General features: G+C 58.6%; 12 protein-coding genes. 8 read left to right on the top strand and 4 right to left on the bottom strand.

The annotated features are described in order from the left end of the window. Positions 1-9 precede the first annotated feature (9 nt). Positions 10-774 (bottom strand): transporter substrate-binding domain-containing protein, encoded by a 765-nt coding sequence (locus ACR0BZ_RS07610; protein WP_480475308.1) that lies wholly within the window; start codon positions 772-774, stop codon positions 10-12. Positions 775-818: 44 nt separating this feature from the next. Then, on the bottom strand, positions 819-1616 hold the full coding sequence (locus ACR0BZ_RS07605; protein WP_480483321.1) for an ABC transporter ATP-binding protein: 798 nt from the start codon (positions 1614-1616) through the stop codon (positions 819-821). Positions 1617-1693: 77 nt separating this feature from the next. Here ACR0BZ_RS07605 and ACR0BZ_RS07600 point away from each other — a divergent pair, with 77 nt between their 5' ends. The 5 genes from ACR0BZ_RS07600 to ACR0BZ_RS07580 all read left to right on the top strand — a co-directional run bounded on the left by ACR0BZ_RS07600 (position 1694) and on the right by ACR0BZ_RS07580 (position 7142). Further along, positions 1694-2350 (top strand): TetR/AcrR family transcriptional regulator, encoded by a 657-nt coding sequence (locus ACR0BZ_RS07600; protein ID WP_480475304.1) that lies wholly within the window; start codon positions 1694-1696, stop codon positions 2348-2350. Then, positions 2347-3531, top strand: coding sequence for a pyridoxal phosphate-dependent aminotransferase (locus tag ACR0BZ_RS07595; protein ID WP_480919894.1), 1185 nt, complete (start codon positions 2347-2349; stop codon positions 3529-3531). Before ACR0BZ_RS07600 ends, ACR0BZ_RS07595 begins: the two co-directional genes overlap by 4 nt. After that, a complete protein-coding gene (locus ACR0BZ_RS07590; protein ID WP_480919893.1) occupies positions 3528-5132 on the top strand; it encodes a 5-guanidino-2-oxopentanoate decarboxylase in 1605 nt (534 codons plus the stop codon). Before ACR0BZ_RS07595 ends, ACR0BZ_RS07590 begins: the two co-directional genes overlap by 4 nt. 3 nt (positions 5133-5135) lie before the next feature. Then, complete coding sequence (locus ACR0BZ_RS07585; RefSeq protein WP_480773273.1) at positions 5136-5918, top strand: dimethylarginine dimethylaminohydrolase family protein; 783 nt, start codon at positions 5136-5138, stop codon at positions 5916-5918. A gap of 225 nt (positions 5919-6143) precedes the next feature. Continuing rightward, complete coding sequence (locus ACR0BZ_RS07580; RefSeq protein ID WP_480919892.1) at positions 6144-7142, top strand: LacI family DNA-binding transcriptional regulator; 999 nt, start codon at positions 6144-6146, stop codon at positions 7140-7142. Here the strand turns inward: ACR0BZ_RS07580 and ACR0BZ_RS07575 are convergent, their stop codons facing one another. Continuing rightward, the gene (locus ACR0BZ_RS07575) at positions 7143-8276 is read right to left on the bottom strand and encodes a Gfo/Idh/MocA family protein (protein ID WP_480919891.1); all 1134 of its coding nucleotides are present in this window, start codon (positions 8274-8276) and stop codon (positions 7143-7145) included. 37 nt (positions 8277-8313) lie between these two features. Next, positions 8314-9417, bottom strand: a complete 1104-nt coding sequence (locus ACR0BZ_RS07570; RefSeq protein WP_480919890.1) for a Gfo/Idh/MocA family protein — start codon at positions 9415-9417, stop codon at positions 8314-8316. A 124-nt stretch (positions 9418-9541) separates the two neighbouring features. On the opposite strand from ACR0BZ_RS07570, the gene iolC reads away from it, so the two are divergent. The 3 genes from iolC to ACR0BZ_RS07555 are packed head-to-tail and all read left to right on the top strand — an operon-like array spanning position 9542 to position 12192. Beyond that, the gene (gene iolC, locus ACR0BZ_RS07565) at positions 9542-10510 is read left to right on the top strand and encodes a 5-dehydro-2-deoxygluconokinase (RefSeq protein ID WP_480870031.1); all 969 of its coding nucleotides are present in this window, start codon (positions 9542-9544) and stop codon (positions 10508-10510) included. 9 nt (positions 10511-10519) lie between these two features. Continuing rightward, positions 10520-11356, top strand: coding sequence for a 5-deoxy-glucuronate isomerase (locus ACR0BZ_RS07560; protein WP_480919889.1), 837 nt, complete (start codon positions 10520-10522; stop codon positions 11354-11356). After that, positions 11353-12192, top strand: a complete 840-nt coding sequence (locus ACR0BZ_RS07555; protein WP_480919888.1) for a class II fructose-bisphosphate aldolase — start codon at positions 11353-11355, stop codon at positions 12190-12192. Before ACR0BZ_RS07560 ends, ACR0BZ_RS07555 begins: the two co-directional genes overlap by 4 nt. Positions 12193-12200 lie beyond the last annotated feature (8 nt).

The following is a 12200-nucleotide window of genomic DNA, read 5'->3' as shown; positions in this document are numbered from 1 at the left end:
GGCAACGGCTTAGTAGATGCTGGTCGAGAAATAGTTCGACGTGATCTTCTCATGCGTGCCATCGGCAAGAATTGCCGCGATGCCCTTGTTCAACGCCGCAAGCAGGTCATCCTGCCCTTTACGAACGCCCGCACCGACACCACGCCCCAAAATGGCGGGATCGTCCTTCACGGCACCTTTGATTTCGCAGCAAGCACCGGCATCCGAATTCACAAAATCGGCCATCGCAATGCTGTCAGCTTGTGTGGCGTCGATCCGACCGGCAAACAGGTCCTGATTGGCCTCATCCTGAGTTTGATAGACGCGCAGTTCGGAATCCTTGAAGTATTCCTGCGCATAGGCTTGGTGGATCGTCGAAGCCTGAATGCCAATAACTTTACCCGCCAGCGATTCCGGGGTTGCTTCGATATCCATCGATTTATCGGCAACGATAACCGCAGGTGTGTTGTAGTAAGGATCGCTGAAATCAATGGTTTTCAACCGTTCCTCGGTGATCGACATCGAGGCCATGATGGCGTCGATCTGCTGTCCGGTCAGCGATGGGATGATGCCGTCCCAGGCCACTGGCGTGATAACACAGTCAAGTTCGGCAGCGGCGCAAACTGCATTGATGACATCGATCTCCCAACCAACCCAGTTGCCTGAACTGTCCAGCGACGCGAAGGGCGGATAAGGCTCGGCCGCGATGCCGATCTTGACCTCTTCTGCACTGGCAACACCAGCCGAAAGGACAGCGGCGGCAAGACCGGACGCGAGCAGTTTTTTGACGTTCATTTTGTTACTCCCTTTAGGTTTATTTTGTTGTTTTTTGTAGTGGATCAGGCGACCGAGCTGAGGAACTGCTTCAATCGTTCTGATTTTGGATTTCCGAAGACCTCGGCAGGTGGACCCTGCTCTTCAATGCGGCCCTCGAAAAGATAGACGACATGGTTCGCGACTTCGCGCGCAAACTTCATTTCATGGGTCACAAGCAGCATGGTGCGCCCTTCCGCTGCAAGATCCCGGATCACGGTCAGAACCTCGCCGACAAGCTCTGGGTCAAGCGCTGAAGTTGGCTCATCGAAAAGCATCACCGAAGGATCCACCGCAAGCGCGCGTGCGATGGCGGCGCGCTGTTGCTGACCGCCTGAAAGATAGGCCGGATAGGTGTCGGCCTTGTCACCAAGCCCCACCCTTTTCAGCAGGTCATGCGCCCGCGCGACAGCTTCGGCCTTTGGTACCTTAAGGACATGTACCGGTACCTCGATCACGTTTTCCAGAAGCGTTCGATGTGTCCACAGGTTGAACTGCTGGAAAACCATCGCAAGCCGCGTACGGATACGTTCTATCTGGCGGCGGTTCGAGGGGCTGCCGTCGGCATGCATTTCAACCAGCTCACCGCCGATGGTGATCTTTCCCGAGCTTGGTGTTTCCAGAAAGTTGATACAGCGCAGCATGGTGGATTTGCCCGAGCCTGAACCCCCGATGATGGCAACGACATCGCCCTTGTTCGCTGTCAGCGAGACACCTTTCAAAACCTCCAGCGTGCCGAAAGACTTGTGCAGGTCCTCAACCCTTATCGCCTCTTCAGACGTGGTTGCTTCGCGTGCGGGTGTTGCTGCTTTGGCTGTGTCCATATCCAAGAATCTTCTGATTTCAGCTTGCAGTAAGCCTCGAATCTCGCAATTATGCAAGTGTATAATAATTCCGTACCATGGATGGCCCGGACGTGCAGGACGACAGCCGTAAATTTACACGTGAATCTGCCGAGTTTCGGCGCGAGGCGCTGATCCTGGCGACTTTGGACCTGATTGCCGAGATGGGCGTTCGGGGTGCCACTGTGCGTCAGATCGCGGCCCGCGCGAACGTGACCCAAGGGCTGATCCGGCACTATTTCTCATCCAAGGAGGAACTGGTTCAGGCTGCGTACGAACATCACATGAATACGCTGACCGATCAGACAGCTGCGTCGTCAGGGAAAGGCAGCGCAGTATCTCAGTTGACCAACTTCGTTGATGCGTCGCTGCGACCGCCAATCGTTGATCCAAGCGCTGTGGCCTTGTGGGCCGGCTTCCTGAACAAGGTGCAGCGTGATCCGAAAATGCAACGCATCCACCAGCAAACCTATAACTATTTCCGGGATCAGCTTGAAAAGCTGATCGTCGCCGCATTGCAAGAAACCGGACGTCCAGTCACCACGCCGCAAGCCGTGCAACTGGCCATTGCCTGCAACGCGGTTATCGATGGTCTTTGGCTGGAAGGCGGTGCGCTTCCAGATGAATTTTCCGAAGGTCAATTGGCGCAGATCGGATTGGATTCCGTCAGTGCTATCGTCGGTATCCCATTGATCAAAGAGGTGGAACAACCATGAAGACCACATCTGTGACAGAACGGTTAGCGGGCTTGGGTGGCGCCAAATGGGGCGTACATCTGAAAGCGCGCGACCTTATCAAGGCCGGAGCGGACATCGTCGAAATGACGATAGGTGAACCGGACGTGCCGGTGTCGGACGCGCTGGTCGAAGCCACCGTAACCTCACTGCGGGCCCAGCGAACGGGCTACTCCAATGGCCGTGGCGAAGCTGGCTTGCTTGACGCGCTTTCCGCCCGTTACTCGGCCTCCCGCGGACGGGCTTTCGGGCCCGAGAATTTTCTGTGCTTTCCCGGAACGCAGACCGCTCTGTTCGCAGCCATGGCTGGCGTTGCCGAGGCCGGTGACGAAGTTCTGGTCGGTGATCCGATGTATGCAACCTATGAAGGGGTCGTTCGTGCGTCCGGGGCGGAAATAGTGCCTGTACCGCTGCGCCCGGATCACGGGTTTCGCATACAGGCCAAAGATATCGCCGCACGCATAACGCCGCGCAGCCGCGCCATTCTTCTGACAACGCCACACAACCCAACGGGCGCGATCCTGACGGCCAAAGAGCTATCCGAGATCGGACAGCTCGCGATTGCACATGATTTGTGGATTATCTCGGACGAGGTCTATGAAGAACTGATCTTTGACGGGGCCAGATTTGTGTCGCCACTGGCAGACCCGGAACTGGCGGATCGTGTAATAGGCGTATCATCCATCTCGAAATCACATGCCGCGCCGGGGTTCCGCAGTGGCTGGTGTGTCGGGCCAGCCGCGTTTTGCGAAGCGCTGCTGCCCTATTCCGAGACCATGCTCTTTGGCAATCAGCCCTTCATCGCCGATATGACCGAAAAAGCGATCCGTGACGGGTCCGAGGTTGCCTCCGGCATGGCCGCCCGTTTTTCGGCACGCGCCAAGCTTTTGGCTGATCGCCTCGAAGCAGAAACGGATCTGACCGTTCACCGGCCTCAGGCGGGAATGTTCGCCATGATCAACGTCTCCGCCACCGGGTTGGACGGCGAAGCCTATGCCTGGGACCTGTTGCAGACCGGGGTGGCTGTCATGCCGGGTTCCGCCTTTGGGGACAGCTTGAAAGATTGGGTACGGGTCGCACTGACGATCAGTGACACCGACTTTGCCACCGCGGTCTCTCGCATAATCGATCACGCCAACAGAAAATCACGCGAGGTTGCATGAGTGAAATGACCGTGGGCGAAGCATTGGTTGCCAGGCTTCGCCAAAGGGATGTGACCTGCGTCTTCGGAATTCCGGGCGTTCATACGGTCGAGCTTTACCGCGGGCTTGCAGGCTCGGGCATTCGTCACGTTACACCCAGACACGAACAGGGCGCAGGATTTATGGCCGACGGCTATGCGCGCGTGTCAGGCAAACCGGGTGTGGCCTTTGTGATCACCGGGCCCGGATTAACCAATACATTGACGCCGATGGCGCAGGCCCGCGCGGATTCAATACCAATGCTGGTGGTGTCTGGGGTCAACAAAACCGCGTCGCTTGGCAGGGGTTTAGGGCATCTGCATGAATTGCCAGACCAGTCGGGACTGGCCAGGACCGTTGCGTTGTTGTCCGAACAGGTTTCCGCCACCAACGCTCTGGATCCGGCCTTGGACCGCGTGTTCCACACCCTCACCAACGGTCGACCCGGACCGGTGCATATCGAAGTTCCGTTGGATATCGCAGCGGCTGATTATCAGGAAACACAGGTCGAACCGCTTGTCTCAGCCTCTCCGATTGACCCGGCTTTGATTACACAAGCCGCACAGCAACTGGCCAAAGCGAAGAACGTTGTCATTCTGGCGGGCGGCGGCGCAAAACGTTCCGAGGCTGGATTGCAGGCCCTGGCCGAAGCTCTCGATGCGCCCGTGGTGCAAACGGTCAACGCGCGCGGCCTGATGCACAGGCATCCGCTGACTGTTCCGGCAAGCCCCAGCCTGAACGCCGTACGCGGCTTGATAGAAAGCGCCGATTGCGTCCTTGCACTGGGAACCGAGCTGGGCCCAACCGACTATGATATGTATGCCACCGGCCAAATTGCTAAAATGTCAGGGTTGATACGGATTGATCGGTGCGGCGACCAACTGGCGCGACATGAGGCAGCGCTCATCATTCAAGGTGACGTCAACTTGGCTGTATCAGCGCTGGTTGACGCCTTGCCGCACAAGCCAAAGCAAAGCGATGGCGCGGAACGTGCAGGCAAAACACGTGACGCCGCCTGGGCGGAAATTGGTCCGGACTATCGCAAACAGGTGGAAATCCTCAACGCAATGCGTTCTGCGGTCCCGAACACCCTGATGGTCGGAGACTCCACCCAACCGATCTATGCCGGCAATCTTTTCTACGATCACGACCGGGCCGGAGGCTGGTTTAACGCGGCAACCGGGTACGGCGCGCTGGGCTATGGAATCCCCGCAGCCATCGGCGCTTCGGTCGCCGATCCCACAGCACGTGTGATATGCATCGCGGGCGATGGAGGCGCGCAGTTTTCTCTGCCTGAGATTATGGCAGCAGTCGACGAAGACCTGCCGGTCACCTTCGTGATCTGGAACAATCATGGATACCAGGAAATTGCCACGTCAATGCAGGATGCGGGCGTAACAGTCATAGGATGTGATCCCTCGCCTCCCGATTTTTCAGCAACGGCCAAGTCATACGGCATTCCATTCGCTTCGGTTCCAGCTGAACCGCAGGCTGTCGCGCAGGCATTGCGCCAAACTTCCGCCCAGAACGGGCCGGTTATGATCGAAGTCACCGCTCCGAAATTCGCAGCTCAGAAAGATTGAAACATGTCAGACCCAACCTTTGAGTTTTCCCGCGCCATCACCCGCCGTCCGGCTCCGACAATTGCAGGCGGGTTGCGTGCAGAAGATATCGGAAACCCGGATTTCGACGGGATGACAGCGGCGCATAAGGCATATGTGGCAGCACTGAAAAGCACCGGAGCAGAGGTGATCGAACTGGATCCCCTGAACGCGTTTCCCGACGCGCAATTTGTCGAGGATACAGCCCTTTGCCTGCCGCAAGGTGCGATATTGATGCGGCCCGGCGCACCTTCGCGGATGGGTGAAGTGGCTGAAATGGCGCCGACCCTTCGCGACTGCTACGACACGGTTCTGGAAATTCAGGGACCCGGCCATGTCGAGGGTGGAGATATCCTTGTTACCGGTCGCGAAATTCTGGTGGGCCGGTCAGACCGGACTGACGCGGAAGGTGTCGCCGAGCTGGCGAAAATCACCTCGGAGTGGGGGCACAAACTGCGCGAAGTTTTCACGCCCGAGGGCGTCCTACACTTCAAGACAGATTGTTCGCTGATGGACGCCGAGACAATACTGTCGACCCGACGGCTGGATGCATCGGGCTGTTTTGAGGGCTACCGGGTGCTGCATGTTGCGGACGGAGAGGAAGCTGCCGCCAATGCGATCCGCTTCAACAATCTGGTGCTGATGGCCGCCGGCTTCCCACGCACCGCTGAGATGTTGGATCGCGAAGGGTATGAGGTCGTAGAAATCGACAACACCGACTGCGCAAAGCTGGATGGTGGAATGTCCTGCCTTTCGTTAAGGTTCTAAGGGCGTGACCGGTAGCGTTCGATCCTTGGTGTTTCTTGCGAGAACCGTCGCCTGTACCGGTCTTTCCTTTCCCGCCATTCGCTCATAAACATAGGTGGCCGCCGATGATCTCGTCCGCCTAGTGCGACCTGCAACCGGTTGCAAGACTTTTGCGATGGTGCATAATGAATCTCTGATGCAAAACACCTTGATATCTCTGACCATCAACGACCGGAGCCGCACTGCGTGAGCGTGACCCTGAAAGACGTCGCCGCTTTGGCTGGTGTATCGCGATCTGCCGTGTCGCGCACCTTTACCGAAGGTGCCTCGGTCTCTGCAAAAACACGCAGCAAGGTCGAAAAGGCCGCGCGAGAGCTTGGCTACAGTCCCAACGCCCTCGCCTCTTCTCTGACCACCGGGCGCACCAAACTGATCGGGTTGATTTCGAACAACTTTCACAACCCGATTTTTCTTGAGGTGTTCGATCAGTTTACCCGCGCCTTGCAGGAACGCGGGCTACGCCCTTTGATCGTGAACCTGACGGACGAGACCGAGCCCGCAAACTCGGTCCGCATGCTGCGCCAGTATTCGGTTGACGCGGCCATCGTTGCCTCTTCGACGCTGCCGCCCAGCTTTGCCAAGGCGTTCCACGATGCGGGCGTACCGGTGGTGCACACGTTCGGGCGCTCGGCAACCTCACCCGAGGTGCATGTGGTGGGAATCGACAACGTCGAATGCGGGCGCATGGCCGCACGCGAGCTTTTGGCGCGCGGATACAAGCGTGTCGGCTATCTGGGCGGGCCTGAAGATGCAACCTCGGCGCTCGACCGGTATCGCGGGTTCATGGAGGAGCTGGCAGATCATCCCGATATCGAAGTAAGCCATTGTTTCGCAGGGGCTTATTCCTTCGAGGCCGGTCGCGCCGAAATGTTGCGCCTGTTGGCCAACATCCCGTCCGAGGCGTATTTCTGCGGCGATGACATCCTGTCTGTTGGCGCATTGTCCGCACTGGCCGATCACGGGCTGAAACCGGGTCAGGACATTGGAATCATCGGCCTGAACGACATGGAAATGTCGCGCTGGGAAAGCGTTAACCTGACAACGATCCACCAGCCGATCAAGCAGATCATCACCTCATCCGTCGATCTGGTTGTCGAGATGCTGAAAGAGCCTCAGCGCTATCCCGAGGCCCGTATTTTCCCCTGCCGCGTGATTGAACGGGGCACATTGCGGCCCCGCCCCTGATCAGCGAAACATCGGCGGCCGCGCGTCCTTCCATACGCCATCGGCCTTGCCCGATGCAACAGCCGCGTGAACGGCCGCAATGGACCGCAGCCCATCTGCCGCACCGGGCAGACCGTCGCGTCTTTCACCGCGGATCGCATCCGCCAGATCGCAATAGATGTTGGCGACCGCCAGCGGGAACCCCTCGGGGTGCGCTATGGCGACACGCGACAGGCGTTGCACCTCGTCGTGCAAACCGCCCTCACCCTTTTCGATGATCTGAGTACGCCCCCCGACCGGAGTATAGATCAACTGGTTGGGCTGTTCGGACGCCCAGCGCAGCCCACCGGTTTCGCCAAAAACCTGAATGTCAAAGCCATGCTGCCGTCCGATCGCCACCGATGATGTCCAAAGGCGTCCAACCGTGCCGCCCTCCATCCGAAAATTGATCATTGCATCATCTTCCAACTCACGGCTGGCGATGGTCGAGGCCATGTCAGCAGACAGGGTTTTCACCTGATCGCCACAGATGAAACTGGCCATGTGCAACGCATGGATGCCGCAATCGGCAAACTGCCCCGAAACACCGGCCATCGCAGGGTCATAGCGCCAGCGTACGCGCGGGTTATCCGCATCTGTGGCGTCGCCATGATGGCCGTGGCTGAAATTGGTCACCACCAGACGCACCTTGCCGATATCGCCTGCACGCACCATCGCACGGGCCTGACGCACCATCGGATAGGCAGAGTAACAGTAGTTCACCGCACAGATCCTGCCCGAGGCTTCGGCCACGCGCACAATCTCTTCGCCCTCTTCCACCGTCATGGTCATCGGCTTTTCACACAACACGTTAAAACCTGCCTCAAGATAGGCCTTGGTAATCTCAAAATGGGTCGAGTTGGGCGTCGCGATGGTTACCAGATCAACCCGATCCTCGCGGTCTTTTTCGCCAGCCAGCATCTCTTGCCAGTCACCATAGGCACGATCGGCAGCAACACCCAATCGCTGCGCGTATTCGCGGCCCACGTCGGGCCGGTGATCCAGCGCGCCAGCTGCAAATTCGAACAACCCGTCCGCCTGCGCCCCAAGGCGGTGTGCAGGGCCAATCTGGCTGCCTTCACCACCCCCGATCATGCCCCATCTCAACTTAGCCATGGTCATTGTCTCTCATTGGAATTGTCTCGTAGAGCGATCAGAAATCGCTGATGTCCTGCCACTGCCGCTGATCGGACGAGGCCAGCGCAGCGGCCAGCACGCGGTTGACCTCATGCCCGTCGCGGAACGTGGGCCAGATCGCCTCGCCGGTGTGGATGGCCTGTAGAAAGTCCTTGGCCTCGATGATGATCTGATCCTGATAGCCGGTTCCGTGACCCGGACCCTGACAGAAGGGCTCATAATCCGGGTGTGCTGGGCCGGTCAGGATCTTGGTGAAGCCGCGCGCGGCTTCGGGCCCTTCGCGCTTGTACAGCCACAGCGCGTTCTGGTCCTCCTGATCGAATCGGAGCGCGCCTTTTGTGCCCGAAATTTCATAGGCATAGCCCATTTTCCGACCCGTCGCGACGCGGCTGAAATACAGGTTTCCCATAACCCCGTTTTCAAACCGACACATCATCTGGGCATGGTCGTCATTTGTTACCTCACCACCGGGGCGGGTTTTGTGAACGGTCTCAACATCTGCCATCACCTGCGCAATGGGCCCGATCAGCGCCAATGCGCCGTTGACCATATGCGGGGCAAGATCGCCGATTGTGCCGTTGGCCCTACCGGTTGTGCGCCAGGTGGACGGGGCCTGCGGATCGGCATAGAAATCCTCGGTATGCTCGCCCCGGAACCACGTGATGTCACCAATCGCGCCATCGGTAATCAACTGGCGGGCATATTGGCTGGCGGGTGTGCGGATATAGTTGAACCCCACCATGTTCACCGCCCCCGAAGCCTCTGCCGCGGCAACCATCGCCCGACTGTCTTCAAGCGATGCGCCCAATGGTTTCTCGCACAAGACCGGTTTGCCCAATGCAAAAGCCGCTTCGGCAATCTGACGATGTGTTGACTGAGGCGAGGCGATCACGATTGCCTCGACCCTGGGGTCTTCAACCAACATGCGCCAGTCATCGGTTGCCCGCTGAAAACCATAAGCCGCCCGGTAGCGTTCGGCACTGTCCGGGCTCGACGCGCAGATGACCTCAAGCCGGGGGCGCAACGCCGTGTTGAACACCGCACCGACGGCCGACATGGCAACGGAATGGGCCTTGCCCATATAACCGCCACCCACGATTCCCACTCCGATTTCAGGCATCTGCCATGGCCTCGCACATTGTGTTTGCAACCGGTTGCAAAATCAGTATCGTGTGAATCGATTCAACGCAAGGTCCAAACTTTGCCCACCCCACTTTGCCGGAGGACATGACGTGAGCGCTTTGATGGAGGGTATCAAAGGAAACCGCTTTGCCGTTCTGGGGCGTGCGGGTATGGACCTTTACGCAGACCCGATCGGTGTCAAAAGCGAAGAGGCCGATACGTTCCATGCCGATCTTGGCGGCTCGTCCGCGAATATCTGCACCGGTCTGGTCAAGCTGGGCAGTCAGGCATCCTTGATCACCTCCGTCTCGGACGATGCTATTGGTCGGTTCTGCCTCAACCGGTTGCAACATTACGGGGTGGATACCTCTTACATCCGCGTGTTGGGGGGTGAGTATCGCACCTCTCTGGCCCTGTATGAAAGCCGGACCGAGAACTTTCAGAATGTCATCTACCGCAACGGTGCGGTCGATTTTCAGGTTACTGACGCGGATGTCGACAGGGTTGACTATTCATCCTTCTCGGCCCTGATCTCGGCTGGCACTGTCTTTGCGTCGGAACCCTCGCGCAGCGCCACGTTCCAAGGGTTTGAAAACGCGCGCAAAGCTGGTCTTCCGATCATTTTCGATGTTGATTACCGCCCCTACAGCTGGCCGTCGCCGGAAGTTGCCGCTGACGTTCTGTCCCGTGCGGGCGAAGCCTGTGACCTGATTGTCGGCAATGATGAAGAGTTCGGGTTCATGGCCGGAGGTCTGGAAAAGGGCTTTGCCAAGGCACAGGACCTAGCTAGGAAACCGGGCCGGGTTGTCATTTACAAGATGGGCGAAAAAGGCGCCGTGACGCTGGCGGATGGGCAGGAAATCAGAACCGGGATCTACCCAGTGGACGCCATCAAGCCAGTCGGGGCTGGTGACAGTTTCATGGCAGGGCTTCTGGCTTCGATCGCGGCGGGGCACTCGCTGAAAGACTCGGTGATGCGCGGTTCCGCCTGCGCATCCATTGTCGTTTCCAAACCCGGCTGCGCCCCCGCCATGCCGACGACCCCCGAACTGAACGCGTTCCTCGCCTCTCACCCTGGCCCGACCACATAGGAGTATCCCATGCATATCGCGCCCTATGACAATCAGAACAAGCCCATCGTTGACGCCGGTGATCCGTCCGTTCCGCTGAACTATTTCAACATCGTCAAACTGAAAAAAGGCGAGGCGTTCGAATACCAGGTGCCGGGCTACGAGACCTGCATCGTCCCTGCAACCGGCAGCGTCGATGTGGATGTCGAAGGCGTTTCCTTCCCCAGTCTGGGCAACCGGGGCGAAGATGTCTGGGATGGCGAGCCCGAGAGCGTCTATGTGCCCGTCGGCGCAAAGGTACAGATGGTCTGCGTTTCTGACGCGACCGAGGTGTTCATTGCCGGTGCCAAATATGACAAGGTGCTGGACCCGTTCGATGTGCGCGAACACGACCTTGTGCAATATGGCAGCGACGACACCAAAACCCACCGCAAAATCAAACACATCCTTGGCCAAAAGCAACACGACAAGGTCGGCCGCCTATTGGTGAGTGAGCTGTTCACCGTCGGTCAGGGCGGCTGGTCGGGCTTTCCCAGCCACAAGCATGACACCAACCGCCTGCCGGACGAAACCCGCCACGATGAGACCTATAATTTCCGGTTCAAACCCAACTGGGGCTCGGGCCTTCAGATGTTGCAGCGCGAGGATAACCAGCCGGGTGACGCCTATCACATCGTGGATGGATCGACCGTTTGCATCGACAAGGGCTATCACCCCTGCTGCGTTTTGCCGGGGTACGAGATGTATTATTTCACCATCCTCGGCGGCCTGACCCAGCGTTCTCTGGTGCAGTATTTCCAGCCCACACATGCCTATCAGATCGAGACCATTCCCGGCATCAAAGACATGATTGCGAAATTCAAATGACCCTCGTCACACTGAAAGACGTCGTGCAACCCGCGTATGAACAGGGCTATGCCGTCGGCGGGCTGGTCACACTCGGCTGGGAAGACATGCGCGCCTATGTAGCCGCGGCCGAGGCCGAGAATGCGCCCGTGATCCTGCAAGCCGGACCCAGCTGCCGCGAGCACACGCCACTGCCGATCCTGGGCAAGATGTTCCGGTATCTGGCCGAAAACGCCTCGGTGCCCGTCGTGGCGCATCTGGACCACGGCTATACCTTCGAGGACTGCAAGATCGCGCTGGACAGCGGGTTCACCTCGCTGATGTTCGACGGGTCGCGCAAACCCCTGCGGCAAAACATCGATGAAACCGCCGCAATTGCCGAGATGGCCCATGCGGCAGGGATTTCCTGCGAGGGCGAGATTGGTTTTGTCGGGTACTCGGGCGGTGAAGGATCGAACGGCACCGACCCGGCAGAAGCGGCCCAGTTCGCACGTGAAAGCGGTGTGGATGCGATGGCGATATCGGTCGGCAACGTCCATCTGCAACAAAACAAGGAAGGCGGTCTGGACGAAGCCCGCATCGCCGAGATCGACGCCATGACCACAGTGCCTCTGGTCATTCATGGCGGGTCGGGCGTGCCGGTAGATCAGCGCATGAAGCTGTCCCGCGAAACCTCAATCTGCAAGTTCAACATCGGGACCGAGCTGCGCATGGCCTTCGGCAATGCCCTGCGAGATGCTGTCAATCGCGATCCCGAACGGTTTGACCGCGTGACCATCCTGAAGGAAACCCACAACCCGGTCGAAGCTGCCGCGCGCATGGTCATCCGTGCCTTTGGTGCACCCCTGCAACGCTAACGCGCGCT

The organism is Ruegeria sp. P8, assembly GCF_056534665.1.
This window is presented reverse-complemented; position numbering and strand designations above follow the sequence as displayed.

What these genes read in the sequence shown, in the direction of transcription:
- ACR0BZ_RS07610 (WP_480475308.1), bottom strand. Translation starts at nt 774, where the DNA reads ATGAACGTCAAAAAACTGCTCGCGTCCGGTCTTGCCGCCGCTGTCCTT.
- ACR0BZ_RS07605 (WP_480483321.1), bottom strand. Translation starts at nt 1,616, where the DNA reads ATGGACACAGCCAAAGCAGCAACACCCGCACGCGAAGCAACCACGTCT.
- ACR0BZ_RS07600 (WP_480475304.1), top strand. Translation starts at nt 1,694, where the DNA reads ATGGATGGCCCGGACGTGCAGGACGACAGCCGTAAATTTACACGTGAA.
- ACR0BZ_RS07595 (WP_480919894.1), top strand. Translation starts at nt 2,347, where the DNA reads ATGAAGACCACATCTGTGACAGAACGGTTAGCGGGCTTGGGTGGCGCC.
- ACR0BZ_RS07590 (WP_480919893.1), top strand. Translation starts at nt 3,528, where the DNA reads ATGAGTGAAATGACCGTGGGCGAAGCATTGGTTGCCAGGCTTCGCCAA.
- ACR0BZ_RS07585 (WP_480773273.1), top strand. Translation starts at nt 5,136, where the DNA reads ATGTCAGACCCAACCTTTGAGTTTTCCCGCGCCATCACCCGCCGTCCG.
- ACR0BZ_RS07575 (WP_480919891.1), bottom strand. Translation starts at nt 8,276, where the DNA reads ATGGCTAAGTTGAGATGGGGCATGATCGGGGGTGGTGAAGGCAGCCAG.
- ACR0BZ_RS07570 (WP_480919890.1), bottom strand. Translation starts at nt 9,417, where the DNA reads ATGCCTGAAATCGGAGTGGGAATCGTGGGTGGCGGTTATATGGGCAAG.
- iolC (WP_480870031.1), top strand. Translation starts at nt 9,542, where the DNA reads ATGGAGGGTATCAAAGGAAACCGCTTTGCCGTTCTGGGGCGTGCGGGT.
- ACR0BZ_RS07560 (WP_480919889.1), top strand. Translation starts at nt 10,520, where the DNA reads ATGCATATCGCGCCCTATGACAATCAGAACAAGCCCATCGTTGACGCC.
- ACR0BZ_RS07555 (WP_480919888.1), top strand. Translation starts at nt 11,353, where the DNA reads ATGACCCTCGTCACACTGAAAGACGTCGTGCAACCCGCGTATGAACAG.